We start from the raw sequence: 16,647 nt of genomic DNA on the forward strand, positions 1-16,647 counted from the left end.
TATGAGTATCATAATTAAACCTATCATTACTGAAAAAATCACCAAAGAGGGAGAGGCATTCAACCGCTTTGGTTTCATTGTTGACAAAAAAGCTAACAAAATCCAGATCAAAAACGCTATTGAAGCAGCTTTTGGTGTGAATGTAGTAGCTGTAAATACAATGAATTACAGAGCTGATAGATCGGTTAAATACACTAAGAGTGGTTTAATCAGTGGAAAGACTAATGCTTACAAAAAAGCGGTAGTACAAGTACAAGAAGGAGAAACAATAGATTTTTATACTAATATCTAATAGAAAATGTCAGTTAGAAAATTAAAACCTATTACCCCGGGTCAGCGTTTTAGAGTTGTAAATAGCTTTGACACTATTACAACTGACAAGCCGGAGCGTTCATTGATCGCACCGAAAAAAAACTCTGGAGGTAGAAATAGTCAAGGAAAGATGACCATGCGCTACACAGGTGGTGGTCACAAACAAAAGTATCGTTTAGTAGATTTCAAAAGAACTAAAGTAGGAGTTCCTGCTACAGTTAAAACAATCGAGTACGATCCAAACCGTTCAGCGTTCATTTCGTTATTACACTATGCAGATGGTGCTAAAACGTATATCATCGCTCAGAATGGTTTACAAGTAGGACAAACTGTAGTTTCTGGTCCAGAAGCGGCTCCGGAAATCGGTAACACTTTGCCTTTAAGTAAAATTCCTCTAGGAACTGTTATTTCTTGTATCGAGTTAAGACCAGGACAAGGAGCGGTTATCGCTCGTTCGGCTGGAACTTTCGCTCAGTTAATGGCAAGAGACGGAAAATATGCTACTATCAAAATGCCTTCAGGTGAGACAAGATTGATCTTGTTAACTTGTTCTGCAACGATTGGAGCAGTTTCTAACTCAGACCACCAGTTAGTTGTATCAGGTAAAGCTGGTAGATCTAGATGGTTAGGTAGAAGACCAAGAACTAGACCGGTAGCAATGAACCCTGTTGATCACCCAATGGGAGGTGGTGAAGGACGCTCTTCTGGAGGTCACCCACGTTCAAGAAAAGGTTTACCTGCTAAAGGTTATAGAACTCGTTCTAAAGTTAACCCGAGTAATAAGTATATCGTAGAACGTAGAAAGAAATAATAAGTAAGATATGGCACGTTCATTAAAAAAAGGACCTTTCGTACACTTTAAGTTAGAGAAGAAAGTTCAGGAAAATATCGAAAAAGGTAACAAAGGGGTTGTTAAGACTTGGTCTAGAGCTTCTATGATTACTCCGGATTTCGTTGGACAGACTATCGCAGTACACAACGGTCGTCAATTTGTACCTGTTTACGTTACAGAAAACATGGTAGGTCATAAATTAGGAGAGTTTTCGCCAACAAGATCTTTTAGAGGTCATGCTGGAGCTAAAAATAAAGGTAAAAAATAATAAGAAGCTATGGGAGTTCGTAAAAGAGAAAGAGCCGAGCAGACTAAAGAAGCTAAGAAGCAGGTTGCTGTTGCTAAGCTGAATAACTGCCCTACTTCACCTAGAAAAATGCGCTTAGTAGCAGATTTAGTAAGAGGTCAGAAGGTAGAAAAAGCTCTTAATATATTAAGATTTAGTTCAAAAGAAGCTTCTCGTAAGTTGGAGAAATTGTTGTTATCAGCAATCAACAACTATCAGCAGAAAAATGCTGATGTGAACATCGAGGAAGCAGGCTTATTCGTAAAAGAGATCCGTGTAGACGGCGGTATGATGTTGAAAAGACTTCGTCCGGCTCCACAAGGTCGCGCACACAGAATCAGAAAACGTTCTAACCACGTAACAATCGTGTTAGGAGATATTAATAACACACAAAGCAATTAATAAGCAGTATGGGACAAAAGACAAATCCAATCGGAAATCGCCTTGGGATCATCAGAGGATGGGACTCAAACTGGTACGGTGGAAATGACTACGGTGATAAATTAGCAGAAGATGCTAAAATCCGTAAGTACATCCATGCTCGTTTATCAAAAGCTAGTGTTTCTAAAGTAATCATCGAGAGAACTTTGAAACTTGTAACCGTTACTATCACTACTGCTAGACCTGGTATCATTATCGGAAAAGGTGGTCAAGAGGTAGACAAGTTGAAAGAAGAGCTTAAGAAAATTACTGACAAAGAGGTTCAAATCAACATCTTTGAAATTAAAAGACCAGAGCTTGATGCGTATTTAGTGGCAACAAGTATTGCTCGTCAGATTGAAAGTCGTATTTCATACCGTCGTGCAATCAAGATGGCTATCGCTGCTGCTATGCGTATGAACGCTGAAGGAATCAAAGTTATGATTTCTGGTCGTTTGAACGGTGCTGAAATGGCACGTTCTGAAATGTTCAAAGAAGGACGTATTCCTCTATCAACTTTCAGAGCTGACATCGATTACTCACTAGGTGAAGCGCATACTACTTACGGTAGAATGGGTATCAAAGTGTGGATCATGAAAGGTGAAGTTTACGGAAAAAGAGATCTTTCTCCGTTAGTAGGTATGGACAAAAAACAGTCTAAATCTACAGGATCTTCAAATTCTCCAAAAGGGAATGGTAAACCAAACCAACGCAAAAGAAAGTAATTTTTAAACTAAAGAAAAATGTTACAGCCTAAAAGAACAAAATACCGTAAGGTACAGAAAGGTAAAATGAAAGGTGTGTCTCAAAGAGGTCACGAACTTTCAAATGGAATGTTTGGTATCAAATCTTTAGATTATTCATTCATTACTTCTCGTCAAATTGAGGCGGCTCGTATCGCAGCAACGCGTTACATGAAGCGTGAAGGACAATTATGGATCAAAATTTTCCCAGACAAACCTATCACAAAGAAACCTCTTGAAGTACGTATGGGTAAAGGTAAAGGTGCAGTTGAATACTGGGCTGCTGTTGTAAAACCTGGAAGAATCATGTTTGAGGTTGGTGGAGTGCCAATCGCAGTTGCTAAAGAGGCTTTACGTCTTGCTGCTCAAAAACTTCCAGTTAAAACTAAGTTTATCGTTGCTAGAGATTTCGAAGCATAATAAAAAAGCATTATGAAACAATCAGAAATTAAAAATCTGTCTGCAGCTGAGTTACAAGGACAACTTAGTCAGTTAAGAAAGACTTATACCGACCTAAAAAATGCTCACGCAATTTCTCCAATTGAGAATCCTTTACAGTTAAGAACTGTGAGAAGATCAATCGCAAGAGTTGCTACTGAGTTAAGCAAAAGAGAGTTACAATAATTGTATTCTGCTGAAAGATGGAAAAAAGAAATTTAAGAAAAGAGAGAATTGGTGTTGTTACTAGCAACAAAATGGAAAAATCTATTGTTGTTTCTGAAACAAGAAGAGTAAAACACCCATTATACGGTAAGTTCGTGTTGAAAACAAAGAAATATGTAGCACACGACGAAACAAACGATTGCAACATCGGCGATACGGTAAAGATCATGGAAACACGACCTATGTCTAAGTCAAAATGTTGGAGATTAGTTGAAATCATTGAAAGAGCGAAGTAATTATGGTACAACAGGAATCGAGATTAAAAGTAGCAGATAACACGGGAGCAAAAGAAGTTTTGACTATTCGTGTTTTAGGGGGAACGAAACGTCGTTATGCCTCTGTTGGAGATAAAATTGTAGTAGCGATCAAAGATGCAACTCCAAACGGAAACGTGAAAAAAGGAGCGGTATCTACTGCAGTTGTTGTACGTACTAAAAAAGAAGTGAGAAGAGCTGATGGATCTTACATCCGTTTCGACGATAACGCTTGCGTATTGTTGAACGCTGCAGGTGAAATGAGAGGAACTCGTGTTTTTGGTCCGGTAGCAAGAGAACTTCGTGAAAAACAATTCATGAAAATTGTATCATTAGCACCTGAAGTGCTTTAATTCGTTAAGACAATGATAAAGCTAAAAATCAAATCTGGAGACGTAGTAAAAGTTATCGCAGGTGACCATAAAGGTGCTGAAGGTAAAGTTTTACGTGTACTTCGCGAGAAAAATAAAGCGGTAGTTGAAGGGGTGAACATGGTGTCGAAACACACTAAGCCAAGTGCTAAAAACCCTCAAGGTGGTATCGTGAAAAAAGAAGCTCCTATCCATATTTCTAACATCGCTTTAATCGATCCTAAAACTAAGTCTGCGACTAGAGTAGGGGTTAAAGTTGAAGGAGATAAGAAAGTGAGAATTTCTAAAAAATCTAATCAAGTATTATAGTCATGACTTATATACCTAGACTTAAAGAAGAATACAAGAGCAGAGTAATTGCTGCTCTTACAGAGGAGTACGGCTACAAAAACGTAATGATGGTTCCTAAATTGGAGAAAATCGTTATCAGCCGTGGTGTTGGAGCTGCTGTATCGGATAAGAAATTAGTTGATCACGCAGTTGAAGAGTTAACAAAAATTACAGGTCAGAAAGCTGTTTCTACAATCTCTAAGAAAGACGTTGCGTCTTTTAAATTGAGAAAAGGAATGCCGATTGGAGCTAAAGTAACTTTACGTGGAGAAAGAATGTATGAATTCTTGGATCGTTTGATCACGTCTTCATTGCCACGTGTAAGAGACTTCAACGGTATCAAAGCTACAGGTTTCGACGGAAGAGGAAACTACAACTTAGGTGTACTTGAGCAAATCATTTTCCCTGAAATTGATATTGATAAAGTGAACAAGATTGCAGGTTTCGATATTACTTTTGTAACTTCTGCAAACACAGACAAAGAAGCAAAATCATTATTAGCTCAATTAGGTTTACCTTTTAAAAAGAATTAAGACATGGCTAAAGAATCAATGAAAGCCCGCGAGGTGAAAAGACAAGCGTTGGTAGAAAAGTATGCTGAAAAAAGAAAAGCTTTATTAGAAGCTGGAGATTATGAAGGTCTACAAAAATTACCAAAAAATGCTTCTCCGGTACGTTTACACAACCGTTGTAAATTGACTGGAAGACCAAGAGGGTACATGCGTCAGTTCGGAATTTCACGTGTTACTTTCCGTGAGATGGCCAACAGCGGATTAATTCCAGGAGTAAAAAAAGCAAGCTGGTAAGATTGTTTATTGAGCAGATAATTGTACATTTGCCGGATTTTTGCCGTCAACGTGCAATTATCTGCTTTTAAAAATAGAGTTTAATGGCTTCAGGTTCAATGAGATAGTCTTGTTGAAAACCGTTGCCACAATTTAATAAATATGTATACAGATCCTATTGCAGATTTCTTGACAAGAGTTAGAAATGCAGTGCGTGCTAACCACAAAGTGGTGGAGATCCCTGCTTCTAACATGAAAAAAGAAATCACTAAGATTTTATTCGATCAAGGATATATCTTAAGTTACAAATTCGATGACAGTACTGTTCAAGGTACTATCAAAATCGCTCTTAAGTATGACAAAGACACTAAAGAGTCGGTAATCAAAGATATCCAAAGAATCAGTAAACCAGGTTTGCGTAAGTACGCTGGTGCTGCTAAACTACCTAGAATCTTGAATGGTTTGGGTATTGCTATCGTTTCAACTTCTAAAGGTCTTATGACTGGGAAACAAGCGAAGCAATTAAATGTTGGTGGTGAAGTAGTTTGTTACGTATACTAATTTTAAAAAGACTTAACAATGTCAAGAATAGGTAAAAGTCCAATTGCAATTCCAGCTGGTGTAACTGTAGAGGTTAAGGATGCTGTAGTTACAGTAAAAGGAAAATTAGGTGAACTTTCTCAAGAGTTTTCAGATGTATCTGTTAAAGTTGAGGAAGGACAAGTAATCGTGGAAAGAGCTACAGATCACAAAAATGATCGTTCTAAACACGGTTTATACAGAGCTTTGATCAACAATATGATTGTTGGTGTATCCGAAGGTTTCACTAAGGAATTAGAATTAGTGGGAGTAGGTTATAGAGCGGCTAACCAAGGACAAAAATTGGATGTTGCTTTAGGTTTTTCTCATAACATAGTTCTTGAGGTGGTTCCTGAGGTGAAAGTAGAAACTGTATCTGAAAAAGGTAAAAACCCTATCATTAAATTAACTTCTCATGACAAGCAATTGTTAGGACAAGTGGCTGCGAAAATCAGAGGTTTCCGTAAGCCAGAGCCTTACAAAGGAAAAGGAGTTAAATTCGTAGGGGAAGAGTTAAGAAGAAAAGCAGGTAAATCAGCTTAAAAATTAAGACTATGTCATTAACAAAATCTGAAAGAAGACAAAGAATCAAGTTCAGAATCAGAAAGATTGTAAGCGGTACTGCTGCGAATCCAAGACTTTCTGTTTTCAGAAGTAATAAAGAAATCTATGCGCAAATCATAGATGACGTAAACGGTGTGACACTAGCTGCTGCCTCTTCAAGAGAAGCTGGCGCAAAAGGAACAAAAATTGAAGTTGCTGCTGCTGTAGGTAAATTGATTGCCGAAAAAGCACAAAAAGCAGGAATCAGTACTGTTTCATTTGACAGAGGTGGTTATTTATATCACGGAAGAGTTAAATCATTAGCAGACGGTGCCAGAGAAGCTGGACTTAAATTCTAAGAATTATGTATCATAATTATAAAAACGTAGAACTAGTAAAACCTAGTGGTCTTGAATTGAAAGACCGTTTGGTTAGTGTGAACCGTGTAACTAAAGTTACAAAAGGTGGTAGAGCTTTCGGGTTCTCAGCTATTGTAGTAGTAGGAGACGAGAACGGAGTAGTAGGTCACGGTTTAGGAAAATCAAAAGACGTTTCGGAAGCTATCGCGAAAGCAGTAGAAGATGCGAAAAAGAACTTGGTGCGTATTCCTCTAAGTGGACAATCTGTTCCTCACGAACAAAAAGGTAAATTTGGTGGAGCAAGAGTATTATTGATGCCGGCTTCTCACGGTACAGGAGTAATTGCCGGTGGTGCAGTTCGTTCAGTATTGGAGTCTGTGGGTATTCACGATGTATTATCGAAATCTCAAGGTTCATCTAATCCTCACAATGTTGTTAAAGCTACTTTTGATGCTTTATTGCAAATGAGAAGTGCTCATACTGTTGCAAAACAGAGAGGTATTTCTTTAGAAAAAGTATTTAAAGGTTAATTCAAGGAAATTATGGCAAAGATATTAGTAAAACAAGTAAAAAGTCAGATCAACTGTCCTCTTATTCAAAAGAGAACATTAGTGGCTTTAGGTCTTAAAAGATTAGGACAAGTTGTGGAGCATGATGCAAATTCTGCTATCCTTGGAATGGTAAATAAAGTTAAACACTTAGTTTCTGTAGAGGAAACTAAATAATATCATATTCATTATGAATTTAAGTAACTTACAACCGGCTGAAGGTTCAACACATAACCAAAATAAAAGAGTAGGTAGAGGAGAAGGTTCTGGAAAAGGTGGTACCGCTGCACGTGGACACAAAGGAGCTAAATCGCGTTCTGGTTATTCTAAAAAGATTGGATTTGAAGGAGGGCAAATGCCACTTCAAAGACGTGTACCTAAGTTTGGTTTCAAAAACATCAACCGTGTAGAGTATCAAGGTGTAAACCTTTCTGCATTACAGTTGCTTGTTGACAACGGAATCGTTACTGATACTGTAGATTTTTCAGTATTTGTTGAAAACCGTTTGGCTACCAAAAATGAGCTTGTAAAGATATTAGGAGGAGGAGAGCTTAAAGCAAAATTAAAAGTAACTGCTCACAAATTTACTGCGACTGCAAAAGCGGCTATCGAGGCTGCAGGTGGAGAAGCTGTAACTTTATAATCCGATATACCACATGAAGAAGTTTATAGAATCGTTAGCTAATGCTTGGAAAATTGATGAGTTAAGAAACAAGATTGTTCTTACTCTAGGGATGTTAATGGTGTACCGTTTTGGTGCTCAGGTAACCCTTCCAGGTATTGATGCAACCAAATTGCACAATTTATCGACTCAAACTGATCAAGGTATAGGATGGTTAATCAATGTATTTACAGGTGGCGCGTTTTCGCAGGCATCTGTATTTGCATTGGGTATCATGCCGTACATCTCTGCTTCGATTGTAGTTCAGTTAATGGGAATCGCTATTCCTTATTTACAGAAATTACAAAAAGACGGAGAAAGCGGAAGAAAGAAAATTAACCAGATTACAAGATGGTTAACAATAGGTATTACCTTATTACAAGGTCCTGGTTATATTTATAACCTTTACAAACAATTACCGGCAGATGCCTTCTTATTGGAGTTGAGCTCGTTCTCATTCCTGTTTTCTTCTGTAATCATCTTAACGACGGGTACTATTTTTGCCATGTGGTTGGGAGAGAAAATTACAGATAAAGGTATCGGAAACGGAATCTCATTATTGATCATGGTGGGAATCTTGGCTCGCTTGCCTCAGTCATTCATTCAGGAGTTTTCTTCTCGTGTGTCTGAGAACAACGGAGGTCCAATGTTAATTGTTTTCGAAGTGGTTATTTGGTTATTAATCATCATTGCTTGTATTCTATTGACTATGGCAGTACGAAAAATTCCGGTACAGTACGCGCGTCGTACGACTGCTGGGGATTTCGAACAGGATGCTATGGGTGGTAACAGACAATGGATTCCTTTAAAGCTTAACGCTGCCGGGGTAATGCCAATCATTTTTGCTCAGGCAATCATGTTTATACCTGCTGCGGTTGCTGGGTTGTCTTCTTCGGATGCGGCTCAGACTATTACAACTAGTTTCCAAAATATCTTTGGATGGCAGTATAATTTAGTTTTTGCTTTGTTAATCATAATTTTTACTTACTTTTACACCGCGATTACGGTTCCTACCAATAAAATGGCTGATGATCTTAAGAGAAGCAGCGGATTTATCCCAGGAATCAAACCAGGTGTGGAAACAGGTGATTATCTTGATAAAATTATGTCATTACTTACCTTTCCAGGTTCGTTATTCTTAGCATTGATTGCTGTGTTCCCAGCGATTGCCGTTAGTTTGCTAGGTGTACAACAGGGATGGGCAATGTTTTATGGCGGAACATCATTATTAATTATGGTGGGAGTTGCAATTGATACTATTCAGCAGGTGAATTCTTACCTATTGAATAAGCATTATGATGGGTTGATGAAAAGCGGTAAAAACAGAAAGGCAGTAGCTTAATTTTTATGGCAAAACAATCAGCAATAGAACAAGACGGTTCAATCATTGAAGCATTGTCAAATGCGATGTTCCGTGTAGAATTAGAGAACGGGCATGTTGTGATTGCTCACATTTCAGGAAAGATGCGTATGCATTACATCAAATTGTTACCTGGTGACAAAGTGAAACTGGAAATGAGCCCTTACGATTTGTCAAAAGCAAGAATTACTTATAGATACTAAAGCTATTATAAAATGAAAGTAAGAGCATCAGTTAAAAAAAGAAGTGCCGAGTGCATTATTGTACGTAGAAAAGGAAGATTGTACGTTATTAACAAAAAGAATCCTAGATTTAAACAAAGACAAGGATAATTATGGCAAGAATAGCAGGGGTTGATATCCCAAAAAACAAAAGAGGAGTTATTGCTTTAACCTACATCTTCGGAATTGGTAGAAGCAGAGCACAGGAAATCTTAGCAAAAGCAAACGTTAGCGAAGATAAAAAAGTTCAGGATTGGAATGACGACGAAATCGGAGCAATCCGTGATGCAGTTTCTTATTTCAAAATTGAAGGAGAATTACGTTCTGAAATTTCTTTGAACATCAAACGTTTGATGGACATCGGATGTTACAGAGGTATCCGTCACAGAGCTGGTCTTCCATTACGTGGTCAGAGAACTAAGAATAACTCTAGAACAAGAAAAGGTAAAAGAAAAACTGTTGCTAACAAGAAAAAAGCAACTAAATAATAAGTAGTAGTATGGCTAAGGCAAGTACAAAAAAACGTAAAGTGATCGTTGAATCAACAGGCGAGGCTCATATTAATGCAACTTTTAACAACATCATCATCTCGTTAACTAACAAGAAAGGTGAAGTTATTTCTTGGTCTTCAGCTGGTAAAATGGGCTTCAGAGGTTCTAAAAAGAATACTCCGTACGCAGCTCAGATGGCAGCAGAAGATTGTAGCAAAGTAGCGTTAGAAGCTGGACTTAAAAAAGTAAAAGTTTACGTTAAAGGTCCAGGAAACGGAAGAGAGTCTGCAATCAGATCAATTCACAACGGAGGAATTGAAGTTACCGAAATCATCGACGTAACTCCAATGCCGCACAACGGATGTCGTCCTCCAAAGAGAAGAAGAGTTTAATTTATAGTATAACCAAAGGTAGGAATACGATTATCGGAGGATAAGACCTGAATTCATAATCCCTACCTTTTTTATTTATTTAGCAATGGCAAGATATACTGGTCCAAAAACAAAAATCGCCCGTAAATTCGGTGAAGCGATCTTCGGAGATGACAAAGCCTTCGAAAAAAGAAACTACCCTCCTGGTCAACATGGTTTGGCTAAAAAAAGAGGTAAAAAATCTGAATATGCTGTTCAGTTAATGGAAAAGCAAAAAGCGAAATATACTTACGGTATTTTAGAGCGTCAATTCAGAGGATTATACGAAAAAGCAGCTGCATCTAAAGGTGTAACTGGTGAAATTCTTTTACAACTTTGTGAAGCGCGTTTAGACAACGTGGTTTACAGAATGGGTATCGCACCTTCTCGTCGTGCAGCTCGTCAAATCGTTTCTCACAGACACATCACTGTTAACGGTGAAGTAGTAAACATCCCTTCGTACCACTTACGTCCTGGTGATAAAGTTGCGATTCGTGAGAAATCTAAGTCTGTAGAGGCTATCGAGCGTTCGTTATCTAATTCTAGTGCTGTTTATGAGTGGATTACTTGGAATAATGATACTAAAGAGGGAACTTTTGTTTCTGTTCCTCAAAGACTTCAGATTCCAGAAAACATCAAAGAACAGTTAATCGTAGAGTTGTACAACAAATAATAACTGACAGCAGTCGAAAACAAATATGGCATTATTCAATTTTCAAAAGCCCGATAAAGTTATCATGATCGATTCAACCGATTTTGAAGGTAAGTTTGAATTCAGACCTTTAGAACCGGGTTACGGATTGACAGTTGGTAACGCTTTAAGACGTGTATTGCTTTCTTCTTTAGAAGGATACGCAATCACTTCGGTACGTATTGAAGGAGTGGAACACGAATTCTCTACAATCTCCGGGGTGGTTGAAGATGTTACGGAAATTATCCTTAACCTTAAACAGGTACGTTTCAAACGTCAGATTGAGGATATCGATAACGAGTCTGTATCTATCTCTTTCTCAGGAAAAGATCAATTAACGGCTGGGGATTTCCAAAAATTCATCTCAGGTTTTCAAGTGTTAAACCCGGAATTGGTAATCTGCAATTTAGATAGCAAAGTTACCATCAACATGGAATTGACTATCGAGAAAGGTCGTGGTTATGTTCCGGCTGAAGAAAACAAAAAACAAAACGCACCAATAGGGACTATTTTTACAGATTCAATCTATACACCGGTTAAAAATGTAAAATATGCAATCGAAAACTTCCGTGTGGAGCAAAAAACCGACTACGAAAAGTTGGTTTTCGAAATCATCACTGACGGTTCGATCCATCCTAAAGATGCGTTAACAGAGGCAGCTAAAACGTTGATTCATCACTTTATGTTGTTTTCTGACGAAAGAATCACACTTGAGGCGGATGAAATTGCTCAAACCGAATCTTACGACGAAGAGTCTTTACACATGAGACAATTGCTTAAGACTAAGCTTGTTGATATGGACTTGTCTGTAAGAGCGTTGAACTGTTTGAAAGCGGCTGAAGTTGAAACACTTGGCGATTTAGTGTCATTCAACAAGAATGACTTAATGAAGTTCCGTAACTTCGGTAAGAAATCCTTAACTGAGCTGGATGAACTAGTAGCGGTTAAAGGGCTTACTTTCGGAATGGATTTAGCTAAATACAAATTAGATAAAGAATAAATTACTTCATATTTTGCGCTCCCTAGAGGATTGATGCAAGATGAAGGTTAAAAAATCACGTCATGAGACACGGAAAAAAAGTAAATCATTTAAGCAGACAAGCTGGACATAGAAAATCTATGTTGGCTAATATGGCTTGTTCGTTAATCGAGCACAAACGTATTAATACTACTGTTGCTAAAGCTAAAGCGCTTAAGCAGTTTGTAGAGCCTTTGGTAACAAAATCAAAAGAAGATACTACTCACAACCGTCGTATTGTTTTCACTTACTTGAGAAACAAATATGCAGTTACTGAGTTGTTCAGAGAAGTTGCTGCTAAAGTTGGAGATCGTCCGGGAGGATACACCCGTATCATCAAGTTAGGAAACCGTCTTGGGGATAACGCTGATATGGCAATGATCGAGTTGGTAGATTTCAACGAATTGTACAACGGAGGTAAAAAAGAAGTTAAGAAAGCTACTACCCGTCGTGGTAGAGGTAAAAAAGCAGAGGCTACTGAAACAGCAGCTCCTGAAGCACCTGCAGCTGACGCAACTGAAAATACTGAAGCTACAGAATAATCATGAAACACTGATTTTCAATAAAATTAAGGATGAACTTTTTGAGTTTGTCCTTTTTTTTTGATTTTTCGGGAGCAAAACGACAGGGATTGTTTAAGCCGTGTTCCCGCTGTCCGCTCTATCTCGTCCCAAAAGACGAGACCGCTCCCATCGGAGCTGAAGAAAAACTATAGGCTTCTTTTAAACGAAATTTTTTAAAAGCAATAATTTAACCTAAATTTGCACAACTTTTTACAACACAACATAACAACACACAATGAAGTATTCAAGTAGAAATCAAGCCATTCTATTGTTAAATGACGGAACCGTTTTTTACGGAAAATCCATTGGGATTGAAGGAAAAACGTTTGGGGAAGTTTGTTTCAACACCGGGATGACCGGATATCAGGAAATTTTTACTGACCCTTCTTACTTCGGTCAGATCATGGTGGCTACCAACGCACACATCGGAAACTATGGGGTACATGCAGGCGAAACGGATTCCGACAGCATTAAAATCGCAGGTTTGGTTTGTAAAAATTTCAGTTTCAACTACTCAAGACCGGATGCCGAAGGAAGTTTATTTGACTACTTTGAGAAGGTAAACTTAGTTGCTATTTCAGACGTAGATACCCGTGCTTTGGTAAGCTACATCCGCGATAACGGAGCACAAAATGCGGTAATCTGTACTGACGGAACGCCACTGGAAGAACTTAAAAAACTATTAGCAGAAGTGCCGAATATGAAAGGTTTGGAGTTGGCCTCGAAAGTGTCCACCAAAGAACCTTATTTCTTCGGAAATGAAAATGCAGCTTATAAAGTTGCCGCGCTGGATTTAGGGATTAAAACCAATATCCTGAGATGTCTTGCGGAAAGAGACTGTTACGTAAAAGTGTTCCCTTATAACGCCACGTTCGAAGAGCTAAAAGCCTTCAATCCGGACGGATACTTCTTGTCCAACGGGCCTGGAGATCCGGAGCCTTTGAAAGGTGTTCAGGAAGTGGCGCGCCAAATCATTGCGGAAGACAAACCGGTTTTCGGAATCTGTTTGGGACACCAGACTTTAGCTTTAGCCAACGGGATTTCAACTTATAAAATGTTCAACGGTCACCGCGGAATCAACCACCCGGTAATGAATGTAATCACCAACAGAGGGGAAATCACCTCGCAAAACCACGGATTTGCCGTTGTGCGTGAAGAACTGGAAAAACACCCAGATTTTGAGATCACACACGTGCACCTTAACGACGGGACTGTTGCTGGAATGCGCATGAAAAGCAAAGCTGTTTTTTCCGTACAATATCACCCTGAAGCAAGCCCGGGACCACACGATGCCCGTTATTTGTTTGACGATTTCGTAGCAAATATCAAAGCGGCCAAAAACTAATTACTTTTTACTAACGACAAATTACTATATATATGAGCATGATTATCAAAATTCACGCGAGACAAATATTAGATTCAAGAGGAAACCCAACCGTAGAAGTAGATGTAGTGACGGAAAACGGTATTTTAGGAAGAGCTGCAGTGCCATCTGGAGCTTCAACCGGAGAACATGAAGCCGTTGAATTACGCGACGGAGGGAAAGCTTTTATGGGTAAAGGTGTATTAAAAGCCGTTGAGAACGTAAACACAACTATCGCTTCTGAATTGGTAGGAATGTCGGTTTTCGAACAAAACGCCATCGATAAAATGATGATCGAATTGGACGGAACGCCAAACAAATCCAACTTGGGTGCTAATGCTATCTTAGGTGTTTCTTTGGCTGTGGCTAAAGCGGCGGCTAACGAATTAGGTTTGCCTTTATACCGTTATGTGGGCGGTGTTTCCGCTAACACACTTCCAGTGCCGATGATGAACATTATCAACGGAGGTTCCCATTCCGATGCGCCTATCGCGTTCCAGGAATTCATGATTATGCCGGTAAAAGCCCAGAATTTTACACATGCCATGCAAATGGGGACGGAAATTTTCCACAACCTTAAAAAAGTATTGCACGACAGAAACCTTTCAACGGCAGTAGGAGACGAAGGTGGTTTTGCTCCAAACTTAGCGGGCGGAACTGAAGACGCTTTGGATTCTATCAAATTGGCGGTTGAAAATGCTGGGTACAAATTCGGGGACGACATCATGATTGCCTTGGATTGTGCGGCTTCGGAATTCTATGTAAACGGAAAATACGATTATACGAAATTCGAAGGCGAAACCGGAAAAATCAGAACTTCTGAAGAGCAGGCGCAATACTTAGCAGATTTAGCTGCAAAATATCCGATTATTTCCATCGAAGACGGTATGTACGAAGACGACTGGAACGGTTGGAAATTGCTGACTGATAAAATCGGTGATAAAGTACAATTAGTTGGAGACGATTTGTTCGTGACCAATGTACAGCGTTTGTCTCAGGGAATTGAGCAGAATATTGCAAATTCAATCCTGATCAAAGTAAACCAAATCGGAACCTTGACTGAAACTATTGCGGCGGTTAACATGGCACATAACGCAGGTTATACTTCAGTAATGTCGCACCGTTCGGGAGAAACCGAAGATAATACGATTGCGGATTTAGCAGTGGCTTTAAACTGTGGACAGATCAAAACAGGATCGGCTTCCCGTTCCGACCGTATGGCAAAATACAACCAATTGCTTAGAATCGAGGAAGAATTGGCAGAAGTGGCTTATTTCCCGAAAGAAAGAGCGTTCAAAGTAAAGAAATAATTTTTTTCTGAATAGTAAAAGAGCCTGATGGGAAACCGTCAGGCTTTTTTTGTGGATGAAAAATCCCGGATAGGGAAGTAATTGATTTTTAAAGGGATGTAAAGATTTCAAAAAAAAACAATTGGGTTGTTTTTCATTTTAGCTTTGTGTTCAAACAATGCATTTATGAAAAAACTTTACTCATTACTTCTAGTTCTTATAGGTTTAAGTTCTGTTTCAGTGGCGCAGAATACCATTCCCATTTATTCAAACGTGCTTTTTTATGACGGGTATGCCGGAATAGTGTCAGAGCCAACACCGGAAGGGGTTTTCCGATTAAGAAATGATTTGTTCACCAGGAAATTAACCGCAAGCGAATTAGCGCAAATCGGCAACACCTTGTCTATCAATATTTCGATATCGGCAGCATGCGATAATTACGACCGTATCGGTAACGTGAATTTGGCTTTGGTTCCAAAAGGTGCCACGAGTTATGATTTGGCAACTACACAGCGTATAGAATTGGGAAGGTACATTACTCCTTTTATGAATAAAAATGTGGCTCCGAATTTAGTTCCGTATGTTTTTAATGTAGATAATGTCGTTAAAATATTGAAAGATACTTCTTTTAATACCTTGTATGATTTCTGGGTGGAATTTGAATTATTTGGAGTACCCTATGCGGCGAATACCCAAATTGCGGGTTGTTCCGGTCGAAATGATGTTTTTTACGGAACAGTGAATTTTATTTCCGACGGACCCTCTGAAACGCCTAATAACACTTATCTGTTGCCTTTGAATTTCAAAAAGAATTTGAACAATTATGAAGCGGGTGCTTCAGATGCCATTGGCCAAACCGTAAGGACCATTAACTTTAACTTGCCATCTGCTATCAATAATTCAAAATTTCACCTGATTACCTCAAACCATGGTGCAAACAGTGGTGGGGAAGAGTATAACAGACGTTGGCATTATATCGATTTAGATCAAAATATGATTTTATCGTACAAACCTGGGGAACTTACCTGTGAGCCTTATAGAGTTTATAACACACAGTCAAATGGTATTTACGGTCCGGTTCCAAGATCCAATGCAACGTGGCAATCGTTCAGTAATTGGTGTCCGGGAGCCATTATTCCGATCAGGACAATTAACGTAGGGAATTTAACCGCCGGGGCACACTCTTTTAGAATTTCTGTACCGAGTGCTGTTTTTACTGGAGGTCAGGGTTATTTTCCTATTTCGGTTTACCTGCAGGGAGAAAATACTGTTTTAAGTACTACAGATTATTATGTGGTGTCCTATGATATTTTTCCTAACCCGGCCAAGGGAATTGTAACTGTAAATTGCAGTCATACCCTGAAAAACCTGCAATTGTTTGATGCTCAGGGAAGATTGGTTAAAGAGGAAATGGTAAACGGCCTTACTTCAAAAATTGATGTTTCAGCGCATTCCAACGGAATTTATTTTCTGAAAATTGAAACTGAAAACGGTGTGTTTTCCGAAAAAATAATTAAGGAGTAAATTTTTGCTCATAGATAGTTAAATCCATTTA

General features: G+C 38.7%; 29 protein-coding genes. All 29 read left to right on the forward strand.

All coding sequences use genetic code 11. From position 1 onward, the window contains the following. Position 1: 1 nt before the first annotated feature. The 29 genes from rplW (at position 2) to ACWPKD_RS10485 (ending at position 16,616) form a co-directional block, all read left to right on the forward strand. On the forward strand, positions 2–292 hold the full coding sequence (rplW, locus tag ACWPKD_RS10345; protein ID WP_455412615.1) for a 50S ribosomal protein L23: 291 nt from the start codon (positions 2–4) through the stop codon (positions 290–292). A 6-nt stretch (positions 293–298) separates the two neighbouring features. Then, positions 299–1,123, forward strand: a complete 825-nt coding sequence (gene rplB, locus ACWPKD_RS10350; RefSeq protein WP_237790055.1) for a 50S ribosomal protein L2 — start codon at positions 299–301, stop codon at positions 1,121–1,123. Between the two features lie 10 nt (positions 1,124–1,133). Then, positions 1,134–1,412, forward strand: coding sequence for a 30S ribosomal protein S19 (gene rpsS, locus ACWPKD_RS10355; RefSeq protein ID WP_023570340.1), 279 nt, complete (start codon positions 1,134–1,136; stop codon positions 1,410–1,412). Between the two features lie 9 nt (positions 1,413–1,421). Continuing rightward, on the forward strand, positions 1,422–1,832 hold the full coding sequence (rplV, locus tag ACWPKD_RS10360; protein ID WP_026981385.1) for a 50S ribosomal protein L22: 411 nt from the start codon (positions 1,422–1,424) through the stop codon (positions 1,830–1,832). Positions 1,833–1,840: 8 nt separating this feature from the next. Further along, positions 1,841–2,575: a 30S ribosomal protein S3 gene (gene rpsC, locus ACWPKD_RS10365; RefSeq protein ID WP_455412616.1), complete on the forward strand. Its 735-nt coding sequence runs from the start codon at positions 1,841–1,843 to the stop codon at positions 2,573–2,575. 18 nt (positions 2,576–2,593) lie between these two features. Continuing rightward, positions 2,594–3,013 carry a 50S ribosomal protein L16 gene (gene rplP, locus ACWPKD_RS10370; protein WP_026981383.1) on the forward strand — a complete coding sequence of 140 codons (420 nt, stop codon included), beginning with the start codon at positions 2,594–2,596 and terminating at the stop codon, positions 3,011–3,013. Positions 3,014–3,025: 12 nt separating this feature from the next. Further along, complete coding sequence (rpmC, locus tag ACWPKD_RS10375) at positions 3,026–3,217, forward strand: 50S ribosomal protein L29 (protein WP_026981382.1); 192 nt, start codon at positions 3,026–3,028, stop codon at positions 3,215–3,217. A gap of 17 nt (positions 3,218–3,234) precedes the next feature. Next, positions 3,235–3,492, forward strand: a complete 258-nt coding sequence (rpsQ, locus tag ACWPKD_RS10380; protein WP_026981381.1) for a 30S ribosomal protein S17 — start codon at positions 3,235–3,237, stop codon at positions 3,490–3,492. Positions 3,493–3,494: 2 nt separating this feature from the next. Then, a complete protein-coding gene (gene rplN / locus ACWPKD_RS10385; RefSeq protein ID WP_014166275.1) occupies positions 3,495–3,863 on the forward strand; it encodes a 50S ribosomal protein L14 in 369 nt (122 codons plus the stop codon). Between the two features lie 12 nt (positions 3,864–3,875). Beyond that, positions 3,876–4,190: a 50S ribosomal protein L24 gene (rplX, locus tag ACWPKD_RS10390; protein WP_237790051.1), complete on the forward strand. Its 315-nt coding sequence runs from the start codon at positions 3,876–3,878 to the stop codon at positions 4,188–4,190. 2 nt (positions 4,191–4,192) lie between these two features. After that, entirely contained in the window at positions 4,193–4,744 is a 552-nt protein-coding gene (rplE, locus tag ACWPKD_RS10395; protein WP_455412617.1) for a 50S ribosomal protein L5, read from the forward strand. 3 nt (positions 4,745–4,747) lie between these two features. Then, positions 4,748–5,017, forward strand: a complete 270-nt coding sequence (gene rpsN / locus ACWPKD_RS10400; protein ID WP_023574067.1) for a 30S ribosomal protein S14 — start codon at positions 4,748–4,750, stop codon at positions 5,015–5,017. Positions 5,018–5,158: 141 nt separating this feature from the next. Continuing rightward, positions 5,159–5,557: a 30S ribosomal protein S8 gene (rpsH, locus tag ACWPKD_RS10405; protein ID WP_237790049.1), complete on the forward strand. Its 399-nt coding sequence runs from the start codon at positions 5,159–5,161 to the stop codon at positions 5,555–5,557. An 18-nt stretch (positions 5,558–5,575) separates the two neighbouring features. Beyond that, positions 5,576–6,118, forward strand: a complete 543-nt coding sequence (gene rplF, locus ACWPKD_RS10410) for a 50S ribosomal protein L6 (RefSeq protein WP_455412618.1) — start codon at positions 5,576–5,578, stop codon at positions 6,116–6,118. A gap of 11 nt (positions 6,119–6,129) precedes the next feature. Then, positions 6,130–6,477 (forward strand): 50S ribosomal protein L18, encoded by a 348-nt coding sequence (gene rplR / locus ACWPKD_RS10415; RefSeq protein WP_455412619.1) that lies wholly within the window; start codon positions 6,130–6,132, stop codon positions 6,475–6,477. A 5-nt stretch (positions 6,478–6,482) separates the two neighbouring features. Continuing rightward, positions 6,483–7,007: a 30S ribosomal protein S5 gene (gene rpsE / locus ACWPKD_RS10420; RefSeq protein ID WP_237790046.1), complete on the forward strand. Its 525-nt coding sequence runs from the start codon at positions 6,483–6,485 to the stop codon at positions 7,005–7,007. Positions 7,008–7,019: 12 nt separating this feature from the next. Next, positions 7,020–7,202, forward strand: a complete 183-nt coding sequence (gene rpmD, locus ACWPKD_RS10425) for a 50S ribosomal protein L30 (protein WP_455412620.1) — start codon at positions 7,020–7,022, stop codon at positions 7,200–7,202. Positions 7,203–7,215: 13 nt separating this feature from the next. Then, positions 7,216–7,668, forward strand: a complete 453-nt coding sequence (gene rplO / locus ACWPKD_RS10430) for a 50S ribosomal protein L15 (RefSeq protein WP_455412621.1) — start codon at positions 7,216–7,218, stop codon at positions 7,666–7,668. 13 nt (positions 7,669–7,681) lie between these two features. Further along, positions 7,682–9,028: a preprotein translocase subunit SecY gene (gene secY, locus ACWPKD_RS10435; protein ID WP_455412622.1), complete on the forward strand. Its 1,347-nt coding sequence runs from the start codon at positions 7,682–7,684 to the stop codon at positions 9,026–9,028. A gap of 5 nt (positions 9,029–9,033) precedes the next feature. After that, positions 9,034–9,249: a translation initiation factor IF-1 gene (gene infA / locus ACWPKD_RS10440; RefSeq protein WP_026714631.1), complete on the forward strand. Its 216-nt coding sequence runs from the start codon at positions 9,034–9,036 to the stop codon at positions 9,247–9,249. A gap of 12 nt (positions 9,250–9,261) precedes the next feature. Then, positions 9,262–9,378: a type B 50S ribosomal protein L36 gene (gene ykgO / locus ACWPKD_RS10445; RefSeq protein WP_002987490.1), complete on the forward strand. Its 117-nt coding sequence runs from the start codon at positions 9,262–9,264 to the stop codon at positions 9,376–9,378. A 2-nt stretch (positions 9,379–9,380) separates the two neighbouring features. Beyond that, complete coding sequence (gene rpsM / locus ACWPKD_RS10450; protein WP_026981370.1) at positions 9,381–9,755, forward strand: 30S ribosomal protein S13; 375 nt, start codon at positions 9,381–9,383, stop codon at positions 9,753–9,755. Between the two features lie 11 nt (positions 9,756–9,766). Beyond that, on the forward strand, positions 9,767–10,150 hold the full coding sequence (gene rpsK / locus ACWPKD_RS10455) for a 30S ribosomal protein S11 (protein WP_023574076.1): 384 nt from the start codon (positions 9,767–9,769) through the stop codon (positions 10,148–10,150). Between the two features lie 85 nt (positions 10,151–10,235). Then, a complete protein-coding gene (gene rpsD / locus ACWPKD_RS10460; RefSeq protein ID WP_455412623.1) occupies positions 10,236–10,841 on the forward strand; it encodes a 30S ribosomal protein S4 in 606 nt (201 codons plus the stop codon). A gap of 25 nt (positions 10,842–10,866) precedes the next feature. Further along, positions 10,867–11,859 (forward strand): DNA-directed RNA polymerase subunit alpha, encoded by a 993-nt coding sequence (locus ACWPKD_RS10465; protein WP_455412624.1) that lies wholly within the window; start codon positions 10,867–10,869, stop codon positions 11,857–11,859. A 62-nt stretch (positions 11,860–11,921) separates the two neighbouring features. Further along, on the forward strand, positions 11,922–12,419 hold the full coding sequence (gene rplQ / locus ACWPKD_RS10470; protein ID WP_455412625.1) for a 50S ribosomal protein L17: 498 nt from the start codon (positions 11,922–11,924) through the stop codon (positions 12,417–12,419). Positions 12,420–12,675: 256 nt separating this feature from the next. Beyond that, positions 12,676–13,785 carry a glutamine-hydrolyzing carbamoyl-phosphate synthase small subunit gene (gene carA, locus ACWPKD_RS10475; protein ID WP_455412626.1) on the forward strand — a complete coding sequence of 370 codons (1,110 nt, stop codon included), beginning with the start codon at positions 12,676–12,678 and terminating at the stop codon, positions 13,783–13,785. A 32-nt stretch (positions 13,786–13,817) separates the two neighbouring features. Continuing rightward, positions 13,818–15,113: a phosphopyruvate hydratase gene (eno, locus tag ACWPKD_RS10480; protein WP_455412627.1), complete on the forward strand. Its 1,296-nt coding sequence runs from the start codon at positions 13,818–13,820 to the stop codon at positions 15,111–15,113. Positions 15,114–15,278: 165 nt separating this feature from the next. Continuing rightward, on the forward strand, positions 15,279–16,616 hold the full coding sequence (locus tag ACWPKD_RS10485; RefSeq protein ID WP_455412628.1) for a peptide-N-glycosidase F-related protein: 1,338 nt from the start codon (positions 15,279–15,281) through the stop codon (positions 16,614–16,616). The last annotated feature ends 31 nt before the right edge of the window (positions 16,617–16,647 follow it).

The sequence above is a fragment of the Flavobacterium pedocola genome (genome assembly GCF_053764385.1).

Bases quoted from the DNA above. Each gene is read 5' to 3' on its own strand.
- rplW (WP_455412615.1), top strand. From the start codon at position 2: ATGAGTATCATAATTAAACCTATCATTACTGAAAAAATCACCAAAGAG.
- rplB (WP_237790055.1), top strand. From the start codon at position 299: ATGTCAGTTAGAAAATTAAAACCTATTACCCCGGGTCAGCGTTTTAGA.
- rpsS (WP_023570340.1), top strand. From the start codon at position 1,134: ATGGCACGTTCATTAAAAAAAGGACCTTTCGTACACTTTAAGTTAGAG.
- rplV (WP_026981385.1), top strand. From the start codon at position 1,422: ATGGGAGTTCGTAAAAGAGAAAGAGCCGAGCAGACTAAAGAAGCTAAG.
- rpsC (WP_455412616.1), top strand. From the start codon at position 1,841: ATGGGACAAAAGACAAATCCAATCGGAAATCGCCTTGGGATCATCAGA.
- rplP (WP_026981383.1), top strand. From the start codon at position 2,594: ATGTTACAGCCTAAAAGAACAAAATACCGTAAGGTACAGAAAGGTAAA.
- rpmC (WP_026981382.1), top strand. From the start codon at position 3,026: ATGAAACAATCAGAAATTAAAAATCTGTCTGCAGCTGAGTTACAAGGA.
- rpsQ (WP_026981381.1), top strand. From the start codon at position 3,235: ATGGAAAAAAGAAATTTAAGAAAAGAGAGAATTGGTGTTGTTACTAGC.
- rplN (WP_014166275.1), top strand. From the start codon at position 3,495: ATGGTACAACAGGAATCGAGATTAAAAGTAGCAGATAACACGGGAGCA.
- rplX (WP_237790051.1), top strand. From the start codon at position 3,876: ATGATAAAGCTAAAAATCAAATCTGGAGACGTAGTAAAAGTTATCGCA.
- rplE (WP_455412617.1), top strand. From the start codon at position 4,193: ATGACTTATATACCTAGACTTAAAGAAGAATACAAGAGCAGAGTAATT.
- rpsN (WP_023574067.1), top strand. From the start codon at position 4,748: ATGGCTAAAGAATCAATGAAAGCCCGCGAGGTGAAAAGACAAGCGTTG.
- rpsH (WP_237790049.1), top strand. From the start codon at position 5,159: ATGTATACAGATCCTATTGCAGATTTCTTGACAAGAGTTAGAAATGCA.
- rplF (WP_455412618.1), top strand. From the start codon at position 5,576: ATGTCAAGAATAGGTAAAAGTCCAATTGCAATTCCAGCTGGTGTAACT.
- rplR (WP_455412619.1), top strand. From the start codon at position 6,130: ATGTCATTAACAAAATCTGAAAGAAGACAAAGAATCAAGTTCAGAATC.
- rpsE (WP_237790046.1), top strand. From the start codon at position 6,483: ATGTATCATAATTATAAAAACGTAGAACTAGTAAAACCTAGTGGTCTT.
- rpmD (WP_455412620.1), top strand. From the start codon at position 7,020: ATGGCAAAGATATTAGTAAAACAAGTAAAAAGTCAGATCAACTGTCCT.
- rplO (WP_455412621.1), top strand. From the start codon at position 7,216: ATGAATTTAAGTAACTTACAACCGGCTGAAGGTTCAACACATAACCAA.
- secY (WP_455412622.1), top strand. From the start codon at position 7,682: ATGAAGAAGTTTATAGAATCGTTAGCTAATGCTTGGAAAATTGATGAG.
- infA (WP_026714631.1), top strand. From the start codon at position 9,034: ATGGCAAAACAATCAGCAATAGAACAAGACGGTTCAATCATTGAAGCA.
- ykgO (WP_002987490.1), top strand. From the start codon at position 9,262: ATGAAAGTAAGAGCATCAGTTAAAAAAAGAAGTGCCGAGTGCATTATT.
- rpsM (WP_026981370.1), top strand. From the start codon at position 9,381: ATGGCAAGAATAGCAGGGGTTGATATCCCAAAAAACAAAAGAGGAGTT.
- rpsK (WP_023574076.1), top strand. From the start codon at position 9,767: ATGGCTAAGGCAAGTACAAAAAAACGTAAAGTGATCGTTGAATCAACA.
- rpsD (WP_455412623.1), top strand. From the start codon at position 10,236: ATGGCAAGATATACTGGTCCAAAAACAAAAATCGCCCGTAAATTCGGT.
- ACWPKD_RS10465 (WP_455412624.1), top strand. From the start codon at position 10,867: ATGGCATTATTCAATTTTCAAAAGCCCGATAAAGTTATCATGATCGAT.
- rplQ (WP_455412625.1), top strand. From the start codon at position 11,922: ATGAGACACGGAAAAAAAGTAAATCATTTAAGCAGACAAGCTGGACAT.
- carA (WP_455412626.1), top strand. From the start codon at position 12,676: ATGAAGTATTCAAGTAGAAATCAAGCCATTCTATTGTTAAATGACGGA.
- eno (WP_455412627.1), top strand. From the start codon at position 13,818: ATGAGCATGATTATCAAAATTCACGCGAGACAAATATTAGATTCAAGA.
- ACWPKD_RS10485 (WP_455412628.1), top strand. From the start codon at position 15,279: ATGAAAAAACTTTACTCATTACTTCTAGTTCTTATAGGTTTAAGTTCT.